At 76.7% G+C, this 19,924-nt stretch carries 21 protein-coding genes and 1 tRNA gene; 13 read left to right on the forward strand and 9 right to left on the reverse strand.

Features of this window, described 5'->3' with window-relative positions:
• Window positions 1-76 precede the first annotated feature (76 nt).
• On the forward strand, window positions 77-1,699 hold the full coding sequence (locus ACI781_RS06170; RefSeq protein WP_456565196.1) for a peptide chain release factor 3: 1,623 nt from the start codon (window positions 77-79) through the stop codon (window positions 1,697-1,699).
• A gap of 39 nt (window positions 1,700-1,738) precedes the next feature.
• On the opposite strand, the gene ACI781_RS06175 is transcribed toward ACI781_RS06170, so the two are convergent.
• A complete protein-coding gene (locus ACI781_RS06175; protein ID WP_456565197.1) occupies window positions 1,739-2,131 on the reverse strand; it encodes a hypothetical protein in 393 nt (130 codons plus the stop codon).
• Between the two features lie 269 nt (window positions 2,132-2,400).
• On the opposite strand from ACI781_RS06175, the gene ACI781_RS06180 reads away from it, so the two are divergent.
• A complete protein-coding gene (locus ACI781_RS06180) occupies window positions 2,401-2,646 on the forward strand; it encodes a hypothetical protein (protein WP_456565198.1) in 246 nt (81 codons plus the stop codon).
• Window positions 2,647-2,660: 14 nt separating this feature from the next.
• On the opposite strand, the gene ACI781_RS06185 is transcribed toward ACI781_RS06180, so the two are convergent.
• The 4 genes from ACI781_RS06185 to ACI781_RS06200 form a co-directional block, all read right to left on the reverse strand.
• Window positions 2,661-2,936, reverse strand: coding sequence for a ubiquitin-like small modifier protein 1 (locus ACI781_RS06185; RefSeq protein ID WP_456565199.1), 276 nt, complete (start codon window positions 2,934-2,936; stop codon window positions 2,661-2,663).
• Entirely contained in the window at window positions 2,933-4,015 is a 1,083-nt protein-coding gene (locus ACI781_RS06190; protein ID WP_456565200.1) for a WD40/YVTN/BNR-like repeat-containing protein, read from the reverse strand. Before ACI781_RS06190 ends, ACI781_RS06185 begins: the two co-directional genes overlap by 4 nt.
• Window positions 4,016-4,100: 85 nt before the next feature.
• A complete protein-coding gene (locus ACI781_RS06195; RefSeq protein WP_456565201.1) occupies window positions 4,101-4,490 on the reverse strand; it encodes a hypothetical protein in 390 nt (129 codons plus the stop codon).
• 76 nt (window positions 4,491-4,566) lie between these two features.
• Window positions 4,567-5,751: a L,D-transpeptidase gene (locus tag ACI781_RS06200; RefSeq protein ID WP_456565202.1), complete on the reverse strand. Its 1,185-nt coding sequence runs from the start codon at window positions 5,749-5,751 to the stop codon at window positions 4,567-4,569.
• A 175-nt stretch (window positions 5,752-5,926) separates the two neighbouring features.
• Here ACI781_RS06200 and ACI781_RS06205 point away from each other — a divergent pair.
• The 8 genes from ACI781_RS06205 to ACI781_RS06240 all read left to right on the forward strand — a co-directional run bounded on the left by ACI781_RS06205 (window position 5,927) and on the right by ACI781_RS06240 (window position 12,119).
• Window positions 5,927-5,999, forward strand: a tRNA-Lys gene (locus ACI781_RS06205).
• A 217-nt stretch (window positions 6,000-6,216) separates the two neighbouring features.
• A complete protein-coding gene (locus ACI781_RS06210) occupies window positions 6,217-7,590 on the forward strand; it encodes an MFS transporter (protein WP_456565203.1) in 1,374 nt (457 codons plus the stop codon).
• Between the two features lie 259 nt (window positions 7,591-7,849).
• The gene (locus ACI781_RS06215; protein ID WP_456565204.1) at window positions 7,850-8,209 is read left to right on the forward strand and encodes a hypothetical protein; all 360 of its coding nucleotides are present in this window, start codon (window positions 7,850-7,852) and stop codon (window positions 8,207-8,209) included.
• A gap of 34 nt (window positions 8,210-8,243) precedes the next feature.
• A complete protein-coding gene (locus tag ACI781_RS06220) occupies window positions 8,244-9,311 on the forward strand; it encodes an NAD(P)-binding domain-containing protein (protein ID WP_456565205.1) in 1,068 nt (355 codons plus the stop codon).
• 27 nt (window positions 9,312-9,338) lie between these two features.
• Window positions 9,339-9,872, forward strand: a complete 534-nt coding sequence (locus tag ACI781_RS06225; RefSeq protein ID WP_456565206.1) for a hypothetical protein — start codon at window positions 9,339-9,341, stop codon at window positions 9,870-9,872.
• A 123-nt stretch (window positions 9,873-9,995) separates the two neighbouring features.
• Complete coding sequence (locus ACI781_RS06230; RefSeq protein WP_456565207.1) at window positions 9,996-10,913, forward strand: ABC transporter ATP-binding protein; 918 nt, start codon at window positions 9,996-9,998, stop codon at window positions 10,911-10,913.
• Complete coding sequence (locus tag ACI781_RS06235) at window positions 10,910-11,719, forward strand: ABC transporter permease (protein WP_456565208.1); 810 nt, start codon at window positions 10,910-10,912, stop codon at window positions 11,717-11,719. Before ACI781_RS06230 ends, ACI781_RS06235 begins: the two co-directional genes overlap by 4 nt.
• 43 nt (window positions 11,720-11,762) lie before the next feature.
• The gene (locus ACI781_RS06240; RefSeq protein WP_456565209.1) at window positions 11,763-12,119 is read left to right on the forward strand and encodes a hypothetical protein; all 357 of its coding nucleotides are present in this window, start codon (window positions 11,763-11,765) and stop codon (window positions 12,117-12,119) included.
• Here the strand turns inward: ACI781_RS06240 and ACI781_RS06245 are convergent.
• The gene (locus tag ACI781_RS06245) at window positions 12,116-13,282 is read right to left on the reverse strand and encodes an MFS transporter (RefSeq protein ID WP_456565271.1); all 1,167 of its coding nucleotides are present in this window, start codon (window positions 13,280-13,282) and stop codon (window positions 12,116-12,118) included. The genes ACI781_RS06240 and ACI781_RS06245 overlap by 4 nt on opposite strands.
• A 108-nt stretch (window positions 13,283-13,390) precedes the next feature.
• Here ACI781_RS06245 and ACI781_RS06250 point away from each other — a divergent pair, with 108 nt between their 5' ends.
• Window positions 13,391-13,903, forward strand: a complete 513-nt coding sequence (locus ACI781_RS06250; RefSeq protein WP_456565210.1) for a DUF488 domain-containing protein — start codon at window positions 13,391-13,393, stop codon at window positions 13,901-13,903.
• 35 nt (window positions 13,904-13,938) lie between these two features.
• Here the strand turns inward: ACI781_RS06250 and pruA are convergent, their stop codons facing one another.
• Together pruA and ACI781_RS06260 are read right to left on the reverse strand one after the other, a co-directional pair.
• Complete coding sequence (gene pruA / locus ACI781_RS06255) at window positions 13,939-15,564, reverse strand: L-glutamate gamma-semialdehyde dehydrogenase (protein WP_456565211.1); 1,626 nt, start codon at window positions 15,562-15,564, stop codon at window positions 13,939-13,941.
• Between the two features lie 11 nt (window positions 15,565-15,575).
• Window positions 15,576-16,508: a proline dehydrogenase family protein gene (locus tag ACI781_RS06260; protein ID WP_456565212.1), complete on the reverse strand. Its 933-nt coding sequence runs from the start codon at window positions 16,506-16,508 to the stop codon at window positions 15,576-15,578.
• Between the two features lie 185 nt (window positions 16,509-16,693).
• Between ACI781_RS06260 and ACI781_RS06265 the strand changes: the two genes are divergently transcribed.
• Together ACI781_RS06265 and ACI781_RS06270 are read left to right on the forward strand one after the other, a co-directional pair.
• On the forward strand, window positions 16,694-17,305 hold the full coding sequence (locus tag ACI781_RS06265) for a biliverdin-producing heme oxygenase (protein WP_456565213.1): 612 nt from the start codon (window positions 16,694-16,696) through the stop codon (window positions 17,303-17,305).
• Window positions 17,302-19,644 carry a SpoIIE family protein phosphatase gene (locus ACI781_RS06270; RefSeq protein WP_456565214.1) on the forward strand — a complete coding sequence of 781 codons (2,343 nt, stop codon included), beginning with the start codon at window positions 17,302-17,304 and terminating at the stop codon, window positions 19,642-19,644. The genes ACI781_RS06265 and ACI781_RS06270 overlap by 4 nt, the downstream gene beginning before the upstream one ends.
• Window positions 19,645-19,665: 21 nt before the next feature.
• Here the strand turns inward: ACI781_RS06270 and ACI781_RS06275 are convergent, their stop codons facing one another.
• A complete protein-coding gene (locus ACI781_RS06275) occupies window positions 19,666-19,923 on the reverse strand; it encodes a hypothetical protein (protein WP_456565215.1) in 258 nt (85 codons plus the stop codon).
• Window position 19,924 lies beyond the last annotated feature (1 nt).

Genomic DNA, 19,924 nt, shown 5'->3' on the forward strand with positions numbered 1-19,924 from the left:
CACCCCCGTCCCACCTCGTCCCGTCCGCGGCGTCCGGCCCCCGCGGCCACCCCGACGCCCCGCAGGAGAGCCACCCGTGACCACCACCGCACCGGCCGGCGCCGGCACCCGCGAGCACCCGCCGGCCGAGGTCCTGGCCGAGGCGGGCCGGCGGCGCACCTTCGCCGTCATCAGCCACCCCGACGCCGGCAAGTCGACGCTGACCGAGGCCCTGGCGCTGCACGCCCGCGTCATCGGCCAGGCCGGAGCGGTGCACGGCAAGGCCGGCCGCCGCGGCACGGTCAGCGACTGGATGGAGATGGAGCGCGACCGCGGCATCTCCATCACCTCGGCCGCCCTGCAGTTCGCCTACCGCGACGCGGTGGTGAACCTGCTGGACACCCCCGGCCACGCCGACTTCTCCGAGGACACCTACCGGGTGCTCACCGCGGTGGACGCCGCGGTGATGCTGGTCGACGCCGCCAAGGGCCTCGAGACGCAGACGATGAAGCTGTTCGCCGTCTGCAAGCACCGCGGCATCCCGATCATCACGGTGGTCAACAAGTGGGACCGCCCGGGCCTGGACGCCCTGGCGCTGATGGACGAGATCACCGAGCGGACCGGCCTGACCCCGACGCCGCTGACCTGGCCCGTCGGCATCGCCGGGGACTTCCGCGGCGTGCTCGACCGCCGCGACGGCACCTACCGGCACTTCACCCGCACCGCGGGCGGCGCCACCATCGCCCCCGAGCAGGTGCTGGACGCCGAGCGCGCGCTGGCCCAGGAGGGCGACGCCTGGACGACGGCGCTGGAGGAGTCGGAGCTGCTCGCCGAGACCGGCGCCGAGCACGACCAGGAGCTGTTCCTGTCCGGCGTGACGACGCCGGTGCTGTTCGCCTCCGCCGTCTCCAACTTCGGCGTCGGGCAGCTGCTCGACGTCCTCGTCGACCACGCCCCGGCGCCCGCCCCGCGGCCGGACGCGGACGGCGAGCCGAACCCGCTGGACGCCCCGTTCAGCGCGTTCGTGTTCAAGGTGCAGGCGGGCATGGACACCGGGCACCGCGACCGGCTGGCCTACATCCGGGTGTGCTCGGGGGTCTTCGAGCGCGGGATGGTGGTCACCAACGCCGCCACCGGGCGGCCGTTCGCCACCAAGTACGCCCAGCAGGTCTTCGGTCGCGACCGGGAGACCATCGAGACGGCCTGGCCCGGGGACGTCGTCGGCCTGGTGAACGCCGCCGCGCTCGGGGTCGGCGACACCCTGCACGCCGGGCGCCCGGTCCGCTACCCGCCGGTCACCACGTTCGCGCCCGAGCACTTCGCGGTCGCGCGGGTGGCCGACACGAGCAAGTACAAGCAGTTCCGCAAGGGCATCGAGACGCTCGCCGGGGAGGGCGTCGTCCAGGTGCTGACCTCCGAGCGCCGCGGCGACGGCGCGCCGGTGTTCGCCGTCGTCGGGCCCATGCAGTTCGAGGTGGCCGGCCACCGGATGGAGCACGAGTTCGGCGCCCGGGTGACGCTGGAGCCGCTGCCGTACTCGCTGGCCATGCGCACCGACGAGGCGTCGGTGCCGGTCATCACCGCCAGCAGCGGCACCGAGGTGATGCGCCGGGCCGACGGCGAGCTGCTGGCGCTGTTCACCACCAAGTGGGTGATGGGCGTGCTGCGGGACAAGCCCGGGGTGCACCTCGAGCCGCTGGTGGCCGCCCAGCTGGGCTGAGCGGGGCCGCGGTGCGCGGGGTCTCGGCGCGCGGGGCCGTCAGCCGATCCGGACGGACGTGCGGCCGCGGAGCACCCAGCGGCCGTCGCGGCGCTCCTGGGCCGGCGGCGGGGTGTCCGCCGGGCGGCGCGCGCCGGGGATCCGCGGCAGGGGCCGGGTGGTCTCCACGGCGGTCAGCAGCTCCACCCCGCGGGCGCTGAGCGCGAACGTCTCGGTGACCTGCCCCGACCCGCGCGGCAGCGACTCCAGGTAGCCGCCCTCGTGGGCGCGGGTGAACGTCGACAGCAGCTCCACCTGGCGGTGCCGCCAGGCGGCGGCGTCGCCCTCCCCGGTGCGCGGGTTGAGCCGCTCCAGCAGCGCGAACATCGTCGCCGGCCGGTCGTCGGCCCGCAGGGCCTCGAGGACGGGACGGAGGTCGGCGCTGTTCTGCATGCCGACGACGCTAGGGCGGACGAGGGCGCGGGCCCGGGCGCCGACCTGCCGAAAGTCGCCGGCAACGGTGGGGGAAGCTGCCATGCCTCCGCGACCGAGGGCGTCCCGCCCACCGCACCGCGTCGACGGTCTCCGGGGCCGGGTCTCCGGGGCCGATGATCTCCGGGGACAGGGCCGCCGCGCGACGGCTGGAGCGCCTGGGACGGGTGAGGAGGACACGCGCACCCGCGTCCCGGCCCGCTCCGCGGCGCGTGGCGACCCTGGCGGACATGACGACGGCCTACGCGTACGGCACCGCCCACGCGGTGGTGATGGTCGGGGCGGTGGGGACCACCGACGGCCTGCAGCCCCGCCGGATCGGTCCCCTGCACGCCACCATCGGCCGGGTGAACGGCCGCAGCCGCAAGTCGCTGTGCGGCGCGTACGTCGCCGTCGACGAGCAGACCCCGTGGCCGCCGCAGGGCTACGACGACGAGCAGCTGTGCCCCGAGTGCGCGGAGCTGGCCACCCTGTAGGCCGGCGACCGCGCTCAGCCGCCGGCCACCGAGGGCAGGACCTGCACGACCGACCCGTCCGCGACCGGCGTGGCCAGCCCCTCCCCGAACCGGATGTCGTCGCCGTCGACGTAGACGTTGACGAAGCGGCGCACCGCCCCGGTCTCGTCCCGGATCCGCCGGTCCAGCAGCGGGTGGGTGGCGGCCAGCCGGTCCAGGACCTCGCGCAGCGTCGTCCCGTCGACGCTCAGGTGCTTCTCGCCGCCGGCCAGGTCGGCCAGCGCGCCCGGCAGCACGACCTCGGCGGTCACGGCAGCCGCACCGCCCGAACCACGAGGACGTCGGGCAGGTGCGCGGCGACCAGCCGGAAGGAGTCGCCCTCGTCGGCCGAGGCGTAGACGCAGCCGTCCCGGGTGCCGACGTACACGCCGGTCGGGTCGCCCTCGTCCACGCACAGGGCGTCGCGCATGACCGCGGCCCAGCTCGCGTCGGGCAGCCCCTCCCCGAGCTCGGTCCAGCTGTCCCCGCCGTCGCGGGTGCGGTGGACCCGCAGCCGGCCGCCCGGCGGCAGCCGCTCCATGTCGGCGACCAGCGGCACCACCCAGGCCGTGCCGGGCGTGCGCGGGGAGGCGGCGACCGGGAACCCGAAGTCGGCGGGCAGCCCGCCGGCGATCGAGCGCCAGGAGACCCCGGCGTCGTCGGTGGCGAAGACGCCGAAGTGGTTCTGCGCGTACAGCCGGTCGGGATCACCGGCGTCGACGGCGACCTTGTGCACGCACTGGCCGTACTCGGGCAGCTCGCCGGGCAGGAAGCTCGCGGTGATGCCCTTGTTCCGCGGGGTCCACGAGCCGCCGCCGTCCTCGCTGAGGTAGACGCCGCCGGTGCTCATGGCGACCAGCACCCGGTCCGAGGCCGGGTCGGGCAGCACGGTGTGCACCGCTCCCCCGCCGCCGCCCGGCTCCCAGGTCGGCCGGTGCGGGTGCTCCCACAGGCCCCGGACGAGGGAGAAGGTGCAGCCGCCGTCCTCGCTGCGCCACAGCGAGTGCGGCTCGCAGCCGGCCCAGACGACGCCGGGGCGGTCGGCGGAGTCCGGCCGCAGCTGCCACACCCGGGCCAGCGCGGCGCCGGTGTCCTCGGGGAAGCGGATCGCGCCGGCCTCGGTCTCCTGCCAGGTGCGGCCGAGGTCGTCCGAGCGCATCACGGTGGGGCCCCAGTGCCCGTACTGGATGCCGGCGAGCACGCGCGGCACCGGACCGCGGGCGTCGATCGACACGGCGGCCACCTCCTGCGCCAGCAGGTGCGGCCCGTCGAGGGTCCAGCTGCGGCGGTCGTCGGAGCTGCGGGCCAGCCACAGCCCCTTGCGCGTGCCGATGGCGAGCAGGTCGGTCATGGTGCCTCCCGGGTCCGCGGGGGCACGGGCCGGCCCCCGCCAGCTGAGACCGGCGGGGGCGGGGGAACTGAGCGGTGCGGGCCCGTCAGAGGCGGGAGGCACCCCCGTCGGGGTGCTGCTGCGGCCGGTCGGCGTCCAGGCCGGGCGCCAGCTTCTCGGCCTTCTCCCGCAGCTCCTGGGCGGCGGTGGCGTGCTCGTGGGCCGTGGCGGCGCGCTGCGCGGCCTCCTGCTCGGCGAGCCGGGTCCGCTCCTCGACCTCGGCGCGCTCCCGCCGGGCGCGGGCCGCCTGCTCCTCGGCCAGTGCCTGCTCCTTCTCCGCCTGCACCCCGCGCAGCCGGGCCTCCTCGAGGTGCTCGCGCGCCTGCTCCCGCCGGCGGGTCGCGCCGATGCGGTTGCGGCGCGCCAGCGCCAGGGCGAGCGCCGCCAGCAGCACGACGGCGACCACGACGACCAGCACGATCACCCAGGTGTCCACGGGGCTCCTCCATGGGGACGACGACGACGTCCCTGCAGGTGCCCGCGCCGTCCCCGCGTCAACCGTGGGTGCCGGGCTACTGCAGCGCGCTCCCGGCCCGCCACTGGTCCCAGCCGATCGTCCAGTCGTAGATGTCGCCGTCGGCCGGGCCCAGCGGCGGGCCGTCGGAGTTCCTGATCTCCACGACGTCCCCGGGCTGGCTGAACTGGAAGAACCAGGCGGCGCGCTCGGTGGAGACGTTGATGCAGCCGTGGGAGACGTTGCGGTTGCCCTGCTGCGCCACCGACCACGGCGCCGCGTGCACGAACTCGCCGTTGTTGGAGAGGCGGACGGCGTACTCGACCTCGGTCCGGTAGCCGCCGGGGCCGTCGGACGGGACGCCGAAGGTGCTGGAGTCCATGATCCGCGTGCGGTTGAGCTCGGTGACGACGTGGACGCCGTTGTGGCTGGGGTTGTCCGGGCTGCCGGCGCTCATCGGGTAGCTCTGCACCAGCTGGTCGCCGTCGTAGACGTCCATCACGTGCGTGCTCGCGTCGGCGATCGAGACGTGCCGGGCGCCGACGTGGAAGGAGATGGTGCGGTCCTTCTCGCCCCAGACGCCGTCGCCGAAGTCGACGCCGTACAGGTCGGCGTGCAGGGTCACGTCGGTGTCGGCCGGCCAGTAGGTGGACGGCCGGAAGTGCACCTCGCTGTCGCCCACCCAGCTCCAGACGCCGTCGGTGGGCGTGGAGCTCTGCACGAGCAGGTGGCTCTCGACCGCGGCCTGGTCGGCGACCGGCTGGTCGAAGTACACGCGGATCGGCATGCCGACACCGACGGTCTGCCCGTCCAGCGGCCCGATGTCGGGGGTGGAGACCTGGCCGGGCGTGACCGTGGTGAAGGTCGTCGTCGCCTCGACGGTCTCCTCGTCGGTGCCCTCCGCGCCGGCGGTCAGCGTGTAGGAGGTGCCGTAGGCGAGGTCGGTGTCCGGCGTCCACACCTCGACGTCGGGGACGCCGGGCTTCTCGGCCACGCTGCCGGCCACCGGGGCGCCCGAGCCGTCGGTCACGGTGACCTCGCCGAGCTCGCCGTCGGTCACGGTGATCTCGACCGGCACGAGCGGCGAGACGTCGGTGCTGCCGTCGGCCGGTGCCAGCGCGACCGAGGCGGGGGTGCCCTCGTCGGTCTCGGACGCGCCCGCGCTGCCCGAGCCCCCGTCGTCCTGGCACCCCGCCAGCAGGAGCACCGCCCCCGCCATCGCCACCGTGGCTGTCCGTCGCACTCGGTCCGACTCCCCTTCCGTCCCCACCGGCCCGTCCCCGGACCGCGGAGCCCAGGCTCCCACGCGGAGACGGAACGGGAACGGCCGTCGGCGTCCGGATGTCGGGGGGCGCCCGTCGCGGCCCGTCCCGGCGCTGGTATCGTTCTCCCTCGTCGCCCGGAGGTCCGGACGACACGCGCCATTAGCTCAATTGGCAGAGCAGCTGACTCTTAATCAGCGGGTTCGGGGTTCGAGTCCCTGATGGCGCACCCACCACGAGAGGCCCCTCCAGCGCGGACGGGCCTCTCGTCGTCCCGGGCGTGGAGTGGCCACACTCACACCACCGGTTCGTGCGGCACCCGGGCGGCGCCCGGCCTCCGCGTGCGACCATCCACCCGACCCGCGAACCGCGGCCGTTCCCGGCTGCTCGCCATGGAGGGCCGCTTGCACGCGACGGACACGAGGTCCCCGCGCGGGCTCCGCTGGGTGAACACGGCACTGCTGCTGACCCTGTTCACCACCGCGTTCCCGTCGACGATCCTCACGATCGCGGTGCAGCCCATCGCCGAGGACCTGGACTCGCTGCCGTCCACGGTCGTGTGGGTCACCACCGCCCCCCTGCTGGCGGCCGCCGTCACCACACCGCTGTTCGGGCGGATGGGCGACCTCTACGGCCACCGCCGCGTCTACCTCACCGGCGTCGTCACGTCGATGCTGTTCGCCCTGGCCAGCGGGCTGGCGTGGGACGCCAGCAGCCTGATCGCCGCCCGGACCATCTCCCAGGCCGCCGCGGCCGCGACCGTCCCGACCGCCCTGGCGATGCTCTTCCGGGTCAGCCCTCCCGGCGAGCGGGTCCGTGCCAGCGCGCGGGTCGGCGCCGTGACCTCCGGCGCCGCCGTCATCGGGGTCATGGTCGGCGGCCCGCTGGTGGACCTCGTCGGCTGGCGGGCGATCTTCTTCGGCCAGGTGGTCTTCTGCGCCGGCGCGCTGGTCCTCTCGGTGCTGGCGACCCCCGCCGACCCGCGGGAGCGGGTGCGCGCCTCCCTCGACGTCCCCGGGGCGCTGGCGCTGGCCGTCGCGACCCTGGCGCTCACCTTCGGGGTCAACCGGCTGGCCGTGTGGGGCTGGACGCCGCTGCCGATCGCCTGCCTGGTGATCGCCCCGCTGGCCGTCTGGGCCCTCGTGGTCATCGAGCGGCGGGCGTCCTCGCCGCTGCTGCCGGTGCGGGTGCTGTCCTCGCGCAACGTCCGCGTCATCACCGGCGCCAGCGTCCTGCTCGGCGCCAGCTACATGGGCAACTTCGTCGTCACCCCGCTGTACCTGCAGGGCCTGCTCGGCCTGACCGCGGCGGTGACCTCGATCCTGAGCGTCCCGCGCGCGCTGGCGCTGCTCGTGGCCGCCCCCACCGCCGGCCGCTGGGGCAGCCGCTTCGGCGAGCGCCGCGTCATCCTGATCTCCTGCTGGGCCTTCACCGCGGTGCTGGCCTCCATGGCCGTCGGCGCGTGGACGATGTCCCTCGTCGCGATCGCGATCGCCATCCCGCTCAGCGGCTACGCCTACGGCCACGCCGGCCCCGCGCTCATGTCCGCCCAGAGCGCCGCGGTCGACGCCCGCGACGTCGGGCTGGCCACCTCCCTGGAGCACACCGGCTTCCAGGTGGGCGCGGTCATCGGCATCGGCCTGTTCACCGCCATGGCCGGGGACGCGACCACGCCGGGGCCGTTCGCGCTGGTGTTCCTGCTGACCGCCGTCTCCTCGCTGCTGGGCACCCTGGTGCTGCACCGCATGCGGGACACGCGCGCCACGGAGCAGGGCGCGCCGGCGGTGCCCGACCGCATCCCGGACGACGTCGAGGCCTGAGCGGCACTCCGGGCGCCGCGGCGCCCGGACGGCGGAGGGGCCGGTGTGGACTGCGCGTCCGCACCGGCCCCTGCCGTTCCCCCACCCGCGGGTGCTGCGTCCCCCCGTGCATCGCAGACCCCGCCGGCACCTCGGCCGGTCTCCCGGCGACAGGACCCACTCTGCGGGGCCGGCCGCAGGGATCCCGCCCGGCGACCGCAAGGTCGGCGCAAGACCGCGGCCGCCGAAACCGCTTGCCCCGCCCGCCTACGGTTCCCTGGTGACTCCCCCGCCGACCCCGGTCCCCGTCCACCGTCCCGAGGACGGCGAGCTCGTCGGGCAGCTGTCCGCCGGGCGCCGGGACGGCGCCGACGTCTGGGTGGCGCAGACCCTCTTCGGGACCGAGCTGGGCACCTTCCCCGACCCCGACCAGGCGGCGGCCTTCCTGCACGCCCGCGGGCTGGCGCTGCTGGCCGACCGCTGGTGGTGGTCCTCGCCGGCGGAGGGCTGGGTGCCGGTCACCCTCGTCGAGGCGCGGCCCAACGCGGTGACGATCCGCCCCGGCCCGGACCCGGCGACCCCGCTGGTCACGCTGACGGGCGCGGGTCTGGCCGCCCTCGCCCGGACCCCGCCGGCCTGAGGAAGCCCCGGGCCGGCGCCGGTGTTGGCCGGACGTGGACAGCGCCCGGGACGTGGACGTCGTCGTGGTCGGCGCCGGCCAGGGCGGCCTCAGCACCGCGTTCCACCTGGCCCGGCTCGGGTTCGCGCGCGGCTCCGGCTTCGTCGTCCTGGACGGCGACGACGGCCCCGGCGGCGCGTGGCGGCACCGCTGGCCCTCGCTCACGGTCGGCACCACCCACCGCGTGCACGACCTGCCCGGCCTGGCGTTCCCCGGCCGCGGGGAGCAGCCGGCCGCCGAGGCCGTGCCCGCCTACTTCGCCGGGTACGAGCGCCGCTTCGACCTGCCGGTGCACCGGCCCGTGCGGGTCACCGCGGTCCGCCGGGACGGCGACGGCTTCCGGGTCGAGACCGACCGCGGCGCGTGGCGGGCCCGTGCCGTCGTCAACGCCACCGGCACCTGGACGCGGCCGTTCGTGCCGCGCTACCCCGGCCAGGACACCTTCCGCGGCCGGCAGCTGCACACCGTCGACTTCCGCTCCGCCGCGGAGTTCACCGGGCAGTCGGTGGTCGTCGTCGGGGGCGGGGCGTCGGCCACCCAGCTGCTGGCCGAGATCAGCCGGGTGGCCGACACCACCTGGGTCACCCGCCGGCCGCCGGTCTGGCGGGAGGACCCCTTCGACGAGGCCGCCGGCCGCGCGGCGGTCGCCCGGGTGGCCGCGGCCGTGCGCGCCGGGCGGTCCCCGGGCAGCGTCGTCGGCAACACCGGCCTGGTGCTCACCCCCTGGCTGCGCGAGGCCCGCGCGCGCGGCGTGCTGGAGCGGCTGCCGGTGTTCGACCGCATCACCCCCGACGGCGTCGCCTGGGACGACGGCCGCGCCGTCCGCGCCGACGCGATCCTGTGGGCGACCGGCTTCCGCGCCGCCGTCGCCCACCTCGCGCCGCTGCACCTGCGCGCCCCGGGCGGCGCCGTCCCGGTCGACGGCACCCAGGTGGTCGGCGAGCCGCGCCTGCACCTTGTCGGCTACGGCCCCACCGCCAGCACCATCGGCGCCAACCGCGGGGGCCGGGCGGCCGCCGTCGCGCTCGCCGCGGAGTTGTCCCCGGGGCGCGCCGCCGCCTGAGCGGCCGGTCCGGCAGAGTGGCCGACCGTGACCGCCGAGCTCGTCTTCCTGCACGGGGGCATCGCCTCCGGCAAGCTCACGACCGGGCGGGCCCTCTGCGCGCTCACCGGCCTGCCGCTGTTCCACAACCACCTGGTCGTCGACACGCTGCTCGCCGTCTTCCCGTTCGGCAGTCCCGAGTTCGTCCGGCTGCGCGAGCAGTTCTGGCTGAGCACCTTCGCCGCCGCGGCCGCCTCGGGCCGGTCACTGGTCTTCACCTTCGCCCCGGAGCCGACCGTGCCGCCCGGTTTCGCCGACCGCGTCCGGCAGGTGGTGGAGGAGGCCGGCGGGCGGGTGCGCTTCGTCGGGCTGCGGGTCTCCGCGACGGCACAGGAGGCCAGGCTGGCGAACGCCGACCGGACCGCCTTCGGCAAGCTCACCGACGTGGCGGTGCTGCGCTCGCTGCAGGGCCACCCGGGCGAGGACCTCCCGGCAGAGATCGTCGTGGACACCGACACGAGTCCCCCGGAGGCCTCCGCGCGAACGATCGCCGCCGCGCTCGGCCTGCCGCTCCCCTCCTGACCCCGACGAGCCCCTGGGGGACGGATGGGGGTCGGGTCAGGGCGCTCCCCGATGTGCGGGGACGGCGCGGGCGGCCAGCCTCGTCGGCATGACGCCCCCACCACCGCCCGGGACGGCCGCGCCGTGATCGTCGCCCGGGACCTCACCAAGACCTACGGCTCGCGGACCGCCGTCGACGGGATCTCGTTCACCGTCGAGCCCGGCCGCGTCACCGGCTTCCTCGGCCCCAACGGCGCCGGGAAGTCCACCACCATGCGGATGCTGCTCGGCCTGGACCGCCCGACGCGGGGCAGCATCACCGTCGGTGAGCACCGCTACGCCGACTCCCCCGCCCCGCTGCGGGAGGTCGGCGCCCTGCTCGAGGCCCGCGCGCTGCACCCGGGCCGCACCGCGCGCGACCACCTGCGCTGGCTGGCCGCGAGCAACGCGCTGCCGGCGTCCCGGGTCGACGAGGTGCTCGGCCTGGTCGGCCTGGAGGCGGTCGCCGGCCAACGGGTCGGCCGGTTCTCCCTCGGCATGGGGCAGCGCCTGGGCATCGCGGTGGCGCTGCTGGGCGACCCGGCCGTCGTCGTGCTCGACGAGCCCGTCAACGGCCTGGATCCCGAGGGCATCCGCTGGGTCCGCGGGCTGGCCCGGCAGCTGGCCGCGGAGGGCCGGACCGTGTTCGTCTCCAGCCACCTGATGGCCGAGATGGCGCTGACCGCCGACCACCTCGTCGTCATCGGCCGCGGCCGGGTGCTGGCCGACTGCCCCACCGCGGACTTCATCGCCCGGCACGCCGCCGCGCACGTCCGGGTCCGCAGCCCGCGGGCCGCCGAGCTCGCCGGCCTGCTGCGCGGCTCTGGCGCCGAGGTGACCGCGGACGGCGACGCGCTGCGGGTGCAGGGCGCCGACACCGCCGCCGTCGGCGACCTCGCCGCGGCGCACCGCCTGCCCCTGCACGAGCTGACCCTCGTGCAGTCGTCCCTGGAGGACGCCTTCATGTCCCTCACCGCTGCCAGCGTCGAGTACGGCGCCGCGCCCGCCGGAGCCGCACGGTGACCGCCGTCGCCGCCCGCCCGGTGGCCGCCCGGACCGCCCGGCCCGGCTTCGCCCCCGTCCTGCGGGCCGAGTGGATCAAGTTCTGGTCGGTGCGCTCGACCGCGTGGTCGGTCGCCGCCCTGTTCGTGCTCGGTGCCGGGCTCACGGTGCTCGTCTGCGCGACCAGCGCCGAGTGGCTGGCCAGCGCTGACGCCGACGAGTCCCCCGCCTCCTTCGTCACCTGGGGCCTGCTCGTCGCCCAGGTCACCGCCGTCGTCCTCGGCACGCTGGTGGCCACGAGCGAGTACGGCACCGGGATGATCCGCGCCACCCTCGCCGCCGTCCCGCGGCGCGGCGCCGTGCTGGCCGCCAAGGCCCTGGTCCTCGCCGGCACGCTGCTGGTCGCCGGCGTGGTCACCGCCGTCGCCGGCTACCTGGGCGGCAACGCGTTCCTCTCCGCCGAGGGCGTCGGGGTGCCCCTGGACGGGGACGGCGTCCTGCGCGCGCTGCTGGGCAGCGGGCTGTACCTGGCCGGGCTGGGGCTGCTCTCGATGGCGGTCGGCCTGCTGGTGCGGCACACCGCGGCGGCGCTGTCGACGGTGCTCGGCGTGGTGTTCGTGCTGGGCAACATGGCGTTCCTGCTCCCCGGCGCCTGGGGCGAGTGGGTGGCGAAGCTGCTGCCGGGCAACGCCGGCTCCGCGGTCGCGACGCCGGTGTCGTTCAACCCCGACCTGCTGGGCCCGTGGACCGGCTTCGCGGCCTTCGCCGCGGAGGTGGCGGTGCTGCTCGCCGTCGCGGCCGCCGTCTTCCGGCGCCGCGACGCCTGAGCCGCCCGGCGGCCGGGCCGGCCGGCGGTGGGACAGTGGACGGGTGACCGCCCCCGATGACCTGACCGCCGGCCGCGCCCGCGCCGACGAACTGCTCGCCCGCCTCGACGGCGCCCCCGCCGGCGACACCGCCGCGGCCCAGGCCCTGCTCGAGGAGGTCACCGAGATCCGCGAGCTGGCCTTCGTCGGCGCCGGGCTCACCGCGATCGCCCGGGCCGAGGGCCGCCGCCTGCCCCCGGCGCAGCGCGCGCAGGCGGCCACCCGCCAGGTCCACCTGGGCACCCTGCGCGACCGCCACCGCACCGACCCCGCGGGCCTGCGCGTCTGGCTGCTGGGCGCGGCCGAGGAGATCCGGCTGCTGCGCCGGCTGCGCGCGGCCGCCGAGCGCGTCGCCGGCTAGGGCCGCGCCGGCACCCGCGCCGCGACCACGGCCGCCGGCAGGGTCAGCGCCAGCAGGACGGCGACCAGCCCGTAGGTCCCCGACAGGCCGACGCCCCCGGACAGCCAGCCCAGCGCGAGCGCGCCGACCGCGGTCCCGGCGTCGAAGGAGGCGTTCCACATCGCGCTTGCCGCCGCGGCACCGCCGGCCCCGGCGCGGCCGAAGGACACCAGCAGCGTCAGGTTCTGCGTCGCGCCGTAGCAGATCCCGAACAGCGCGACGGCCACCAGCAGCCAGCCGCCGCCCCCGTGCAGCGTCGCGCCCAGCAGCGCCATGCCGACCGCCCCGACCGCCACGCCCGCCGGCAGCAGCACCCGCGCGCCCACCCGGTCGGCCAGCAGCCCGACCCGCCACCGCGCCAGCGCCGTCGACAGGCCCATGACCAGCAGCGCCAGCGTGGCCAGCGAGCCCTCGGGCCGCTCGATCGGCAGGAACGTCACCACGCCGCCGCCGGCGAGGGTGACCACGAGCAGCACCGCCGCGGGCGGCAGCGACGCGCGCACCGCCCGCCGGGTGGCCCCGCCGCCGGGCGAGGGCGCCACCGGCGCGGCCGTCCGCACGAGGCCGGGCAGGAACAGCAGGCCGGCCAGCGGCGCGGCGGCCACCCACGCCAGCACGGCCACCCGGCCGTCGAGCACCAGCGCCACCCCGGCCGGGACGGCGAGCAGGTTCGGCACGGCGATCGCCAGGCCGTACAGCCCGATGGACTCCCCCCGGCGCTCGGGTGGGGCGACGGCCGCGGCCAGCAGCGCCCCGAGGACGGTGACGATGCCGAACCCGACGCCGCGCACCGCCGACAGGCCCGACAGCCACGCCAGCCCGTCGTCGAGCGCGTACAGCGGCGCGGGCAGCCCGAGCGCCACCAGGCCGGCCGCGAGCACCGGCCCCGTGCCCAGCCGCGCGGTCAGCGCCGGCACCGCGGCCTGCGCGGCGACGGTGACGCCGAGGAAGACCGCCGTCACCACGCCCGCCGACGACTCGCCCGCGCCGCCCCGGACCGCGTAGGTCGGCAGCGACGCCAGGGTGAGGCAGAAGCTGGTGAAGCCGAGCAGGGTCACCGCCAGCAGCGAGCGCATGGCCGGCTCGCGCAGCAGCGACGTCCGCGCCGAAGTCCCGCCGTCCATCGCGTCCACCCCCGCTCCGGGCCCGCCGCCCGGTTCCCGCCGAGCAGCATGACCGGCGCTTCGCCGGGGCCACCGCGGGGGTAGCGCCCCGGCGTGCGCTTGCTGACCGTGGGACACGGACCCGAGGACCGCGCGGCGCTGGGCCCGCGGCTGGTCGCGGCCGGGGTCGCGGCGGTCGTGGACGTCCGGCGGTTCCCCGGCAGCCGCAGCAACCCCGACGTCCGCCGGGAGGCGCTCGAGGAGTGGGTGCCGGCGCTGGGGATCGACTACCGCTGGGAGCAGCGTCTCGGCGGGCGCCGGGCGCTGCCCGCCGGCGAGCCGGTCGCCGACGGCTGGTGGACGGTGGCGCAGTTCGCCGCGTACGCCGCCCACACCCGCACCCCGGCGTTCGCCGCGGCCCTCGACGAGGTGCTGGCCGAGGCCGCCGGGCGCACGGTCGCGGTGATGTGCAGCGAGTACGTGTGGTGGCGCTGCCACCGGCGGCTGGTCGCCGACGTCGTCGTCCTGGGCCGGGGCCTCGCTGTGGAGCACCTCATGCCCGACGCGCGCCTGGCCGCGCACCGGCCCGCGGAGGGGGCCGTCCTCGGCGCCGACGGCCTGGTCCGCTGGCCCGCCCGCTGACGGCCCCGTCCGGAGCCCGGGGGAGGACGGCGCCCTCACCCCATGTGCGGGTAGCGGTGGTCGGTGGGCGGCACGAAGGTCTCCTTGACCACCCGGGTGCTGGTCCAGCGGAGCAGGTTCTGCTCGGCGCCGGCCTTGTCGTTGGTGCCCGAGGCCCGCCCGCCGCCGAAGGGCTGCTGCCCGACGACGGCGCCGGTGGGCTTGTCGTTGACGTAGAAGTTGCCGGCGGCGAAGCGCAGGACCCGCTCGGCGTGCGCGATCGCGGCCCGGTCCTGCGCGATCACCGCCCCGGTGAGCGCGTACGGCGCCACCGACTCCAGCTGCCTCAGCACGGTCTCGTAGGACGCGTCGTCGTAGACGTGCACCGCGAGCACGGGGCCGAAGTACTCGGTGGTGAAGACGTCGTGCTCCGGGTCGCTGCCCTCGACGACCGTCGGCCGGACGAAGAACCCCTCGGCGTCGTCGCAGCGGCCGCCGGCGACCACGGCCAGGGCGTCGTCCTCCCGGGCGCGGTCCAGCACGCCGGCGAGCCGGTCGAAGGCGCGCCGGTCGATCACCGCGCCGAGGAAGGTGGACAGGTCGGTGACGTCGCCCATCGGCAGGGACTCGGTGGTGTCGACCAGGTCGTCGCGCAGCCGCGCCCAGACCGACCGCGGCACGTAGGCGCGCGAGGCCGCCGAGCACTTCTGCCCCTGGTACTCGAAGGCCCCGCGGACCAGGGCGGTGCGCAGCACGTCGACGTCGGCCGAGGGGTGGGCGACGACGAAGTCCTTGCCGCCGGTCTCCCCCACCAGCCGTGGGTAGCCGCGGTAGCCGGCGACGTTCTCCCCGACCGTGCGCCACAGGTGCTGGAACACCCGGGTCGAGCCGGTGAAGTGGATGCCGGCGAGGTCGGGGTCGGCGAGCACGACCTCGGAGACGGCGACCCCGTCGCCGGTCACCAGGTTGACCACCCCCGGCGGCAGGCCGGCGGCCTCGAGCAGCCGCATCACGAAGTGCGCCGCGAACTGCTGCGTGGGCGCGGGCTTCCACACCACCGTGTTCCCCATCAGCGCCGGCGCGGTGGGCAGGTTGCCGGCGATCGCCGTGAAGTTGAACGGGGTGACCGCGTAGACGAACCCCTCCAGCGGCCGGTGGTCGACCCGGTTCCAGGTGCCCGGCGCGGACTCCGGCTGCTCGGCCAGCAGCCGCCGGGCGAAGTGCACGTTGTAGCGCCAGAAGTCGACCAGCTCGCAGGCGCTGTCGATCTCGGCCTGCTGCACGGTCTTGCTCTGCCCGAGCATGGTCGCGGCGTTCAGCGTCTGCCGCCACGGGCCGGCGAGCAGGTCGGCGGCCTTGAGGAAGACCGCGGCCCGGTCGTCGGCCGACAGCTCGCGCCACCCGGGGGCGGCCTCCTTCGCGCAGCGGACGGCGTCGGCGGCGTCGGCGTGCGTCGCGTGCGCGGAGGTCCCGAGGACGGCGGCGTGCCGGTGCGGCTGGACGACGTCGAACCGCTCGCCCGCGGCCATCCGCTGCTCGCCGCCGATCGTCGCGGTCAGCTCCAGCGGCTCGGCGGCCAGCTCGGTCAGCCGCCGCTCCAGCTCCGCGCGCTCGGCCGACCCGGGCGCGTAGGTCAGCACCGGCTCGTTGCGCGGTGGGGGGACGCGGGTGGTGCCGTCCATGCCGACTCCCTTCAGCGGGTGGTGACCAGCGAGCGCAGGAAGAAGCGGAGGTTGGCCGGGCGCTCGGCCAGGCGGCGCACCAGGTAGCCGTACCAGTCGGCGCCGTAGGGGACGTAGGCCCGGACCCGCACGCCGTCGGCGGCCAGCCGGGCCTGCTCGGTGCCGCGGATGCCGTAGAGCATCTGCACCTCCCAGGAGTCCGGCGCCCGCCCGTGCTCCGCGGCCAGCCGCCGGGCCAGCGCCACCATCCGCGGGTCGTGGCTGCCGACCATCGGGTAGCCGCCACCGCGCATCAGGACGCCGAGGCAGTGGGCGTACGCGGCGTCGACGGCGTGCCGGTCCGCGTGCGCCACCGACGGCGGCTCGTCGTAGGCCCCCTTGACCAGGCGGACCCGGGACCCGGGGACGGCGAGGGCGGCGACGTCGGCCTCGGTCCGCCGCAGCGCGGCCTGCAGGACGGCGCCGGTGCGCGGGTGGTCGCGGCGCAGCTCGGCGAGCACCCGCAGCGTCGCGTCCACGGTGGGCGACTCCTCCATGTCGAGGGTGACCGTGGTGCCGATCGCCGTCGCCGCCGCCACCACCGGACGCACGAGGTCCAGCGCCAGGTCCTCGCCCCCGGGCAGCGCGGCGCCGAAGGCGGACAGCTTGACCGAGACCTCCGCGGCGGCGCCCAGGGCGAGCGGCGCCAGCCCGTCGAGGGCGGCGAGGTAGGCGTCGCGGGAGCGCCGGGCCCGGTCGCGGTCGGTGACGTCCTCGCCCAGGTGGTCCAGGGTGACGGCGATGCCCGCCGCGGCGAGCCGCCGGACGGCGGCCAGCGCGTCGTCCAGCGTCTCGCCCGCCACGAAGCGGTCGACCACCCGGCGGGTGGCCGGCACCCCCACCAGCGCCCGGCGCAGCGCCGGCCGGCGGGAGGCCGCCAGCAGCACGGCCCTCGAACTCAGCACGGGCACCTCCGGCGGGCGGCACGCGACCGGGGACGACGGCACCGACGCTAGGGCCGCGGCGGCCGCCGGGCCAGGCCCGCGACGCCGGACGGTGGGGCCGTGCAACCGGTCGTGCACGACGCACCGCGCGCCGCCGTCCCTGGGGTGACCTAGTCTCGGAGCCAGTGGAGCGGGAAGGGGAGGCGTTGCCTCGAGACACGGGGGGCGACGCCGACGTCCTCAGGGTGCTGCGGACGGAGACGGCCGACGAGCACGAGCGGGTCGAGGAGACCCTCGGACTGATGGACCCCGGCCTGACGCGGGAGCGGCTGACCGGCGTCCTGACCCTGATGCACGGCTTCTGGTCGGCCGCCGAGGCCGGGCTGGACGGCTGGGCGGCCCGCGAGCCGGCCGCCGCGCGGACCCTGGAGTGGCAGCGGCGCCGCCGCACCGCCCTGTTCGCGGCGGACCTGGCGGCCCTCGGGTCGGCCGGCGAGCCCGCCGGCCGGCCCGCGCTCCCCCCGGTCGCCGACACCGACCAGGCGCTGGGCCGGATGTACGTGCTGGAGGGGTCGACGCTGGGCGGCGTCTTCATCGACCGGCACCTGGCCACGCTCCCCGGGCTCGCCGGCGGCGACCGGCTGCGCGCCTTCAGCCCCTACGGCGAGGACACCGGCGCGATGTGGCACGCCTTCCGCCGGGCCACCCGCGCGCACGTGGCCGGCGGCGGCGACCCGGGCCGCGTCGTGGACGCGGCCCGGACGACGTTCACCGTGCTCGCCGACTGGTGCCGGCCGGCGCGGGCGGGCGGGGCGTGACCGGCGACGCGGAGGTCGGGCTGCTCCCGCCCGGGACGCCCATCGACCTGAGCAACTGCGAGCGCGAGCCGATCCACGTCCCGGGCAGCGTCCAGCCCCGCGGCGTGCTGCTGGCCGTGGACGAGCCGGGGCAGCGGGTGCGGCAGGCCTCCCGGAACCTGGCCGAGCTCACCGGCGTCGCGTGGGAGGACGCCGTGGGCCGCACGCTGCCCGAGGTGCTCGGCGTGCCCGCGGCCGAGGCGGTCGCGCGCTCGGCCAGCGCCTTTGGCGACCTGCGCGAACGCAACCCGATCGAGCTGACCCTCGACGTCGACGGCGACCCGGTGCCGGTCGACGCGATCCTGCACCGGGTGCTGCTGCCCCGGCCCGAGGAGCGCGCGGGCGCGGACCTGCCGGCGGCCACCGCGCTGGTGGTGGAGCTGGAGCCGGCGCGCGGTCCGCGGCCGTTCTCCTTCCCCAACACCTACCAGGCGGTGCGCGGCACGGTCGGCGAGCTCAACCGCGCCTCGTCGCTGCAGGAGCTGTACGACATCACCGCCGGGGCCGTCCGGGCCCTGACCGGCTTCGACCGCGTGATGGTCTACCGCTACGACGCGGACTACAACGGCGAGGTCGTGGCCGAGGCGAAGGCGCCGGAGTTGAACTCCTTCCTCGGCCTGCACTACCCCGCCTCGGACATCCCGGCGCAGGCCCGGGCGCTGTACGAGAAGAACTGGATCCGGCTGATCTCCGACGTCGACTACCGGCCCGCACGCATCGAGCCGGTCGACCACCCGGTGAACGGCCAGCCGCTGGACCTGACCTACTCGACGCTGCGCAGCGTCTCCCCGATCCACGTCGAGTACCTGCAGAACATGGGCGTGCGCGCCTCCATGTCGATCTCGCTGCTGCGCGAGGACAAGCTGTGGGGGCTGATCGCGTGCCACCACTACGCGGGCCCGCACGCCCCGCCGTTCGCCACCCGCGCCGCCGCGGAGTTCCTCGGCTCGACGCTGTCCCTGCGGCTGGTCGACCGGGCGTCGGAGGAGGAGGTGCACCGCGCGCTGCGGGCACGCTCGACGCTCACCTGGCTGACCGCGGCCACCCTCGACGAGGACCGCGCGCTCACCGACACCCTGCTCGGCTCCCCCAGCCTGCTCGACCTGCTGCCGGCGGACGGGGTGAGCGTCTGCCTGCAGGGCACGCCCGGCAGCGACGGTGCTCCCCTGCCGGAGGACCTGGCCGCCCGGATCGCCGAGTGGGCCGCCGGGCGCGGCGAGGACGTCGTCGCCACCGACAGCCTCGCCACGCTCGCGCCGGAGCTCGCCGTCCCCGCCGACCTGGCGGTTGGGGTCCTCGTCGTCCCGCTGCCCGAGGGGCAGTACGTCCTCTGGCACCGCGGGGAGAGCGTCCGCACCATCGACTGGGGCGGGGACCCGCACAACAAGGCGATCGCCGAGCGGGAGGGCGACGGGGTCCGGCTGAGCCCGCGCAAGTCGTTCGAGCGATGGCGGGAGACCGTCCGCGGCCGGTCCGAGCCGTGGACGCCGCCGCAGGTCGCCGAGGCCGCGGAGCTGCGCACCCACCTGCTCGAGGCCCTCTACGCCCGCCAGCGCAGCATCGTGCGCGCCGCCGAGATCCTGCAGCGCAGCCACCTCACCGCGCCGCCGCGCCGGCCCGACCTGCGGGTCGCCGTCCGGTACGTGCCGGCCACGCGGGAGGCCCAGGTCGGCGGCGACTGGTACGACGTCTTCGGCCAGCCCGACGGCTCCACGGTGCTCGTCATCGGCGACGTGGTCGGCCACGACACCGCCGCCGCCGCGGACATGGCGCAGCTGCGCGGCCTGCTCCGCGGCATCGCCTACGACAGCGCCGACGGTCCGGCGCGCGTGCTGAGCCGGCTGGACGCGGCGATCGAGGGGCTGGGCCTCGGCGCGCTGGCCACGGTCCTGGTGGCGCGGCTGTCGCCGGCGGCCCCGGACGGCCGGGTGACGGTGCGCTGGTCCAGCGCCGGTCACCTGCCGCCGGTCGTGGTGGGCCCCGACGGCGGGACGCGGTACCTGCAGACCGACCGCCCGGAGCTGCTGCTCGGCGTCCGGCCCGAGGCCGAGCGCGGCGACGCGGTGGCGGAGCTGGACGCGGGGTCGACGTTCCTGCTCTACACCGACGGCCTCGTCGAGCGCCGCGACCAGCTGTTCGACGCGGGGGTGGCGCAGCTGGGCGACGCCCTCGCCGCACTGCGCACCCGCGACGTCGAGGACGTCTGCGACGGCGTGCTCACCCGGCTGGTGCCTGACGGCGCCGAGGACGACGTCGCGCTGGTCGCCGTCCGCCTGGGGACCCCCGGCCACCCGGCGTGACACCGGGTGGCCGCGGGCCGCTCAGCCCTGCTCGAGCGCGCTGAAGTCCGCCGTCAGCCCGTTGTCCGGCGCGCCGCCGTCGGCGGGCAGCGGGACCTCGTCCTCCGCGGCGCGCAGCTCGGCCTCGGCGTCGGGCCGCTCGCTGCTGACGTCGCGCCGCAGGGCGTCCAGCAGCGCCTGCTCGTCGGGCGCCAGGTCCCCGAGACCGAGGCGGTCACCGGGCCGGCCGGCGTCGGAGCCGCTCGCCATCGCGGAGTCGGGCAGGTCGGGTTCGGTCATC

The organism is Blastococcus sp. SYSU D00695 (assembly GCF_054050555.1).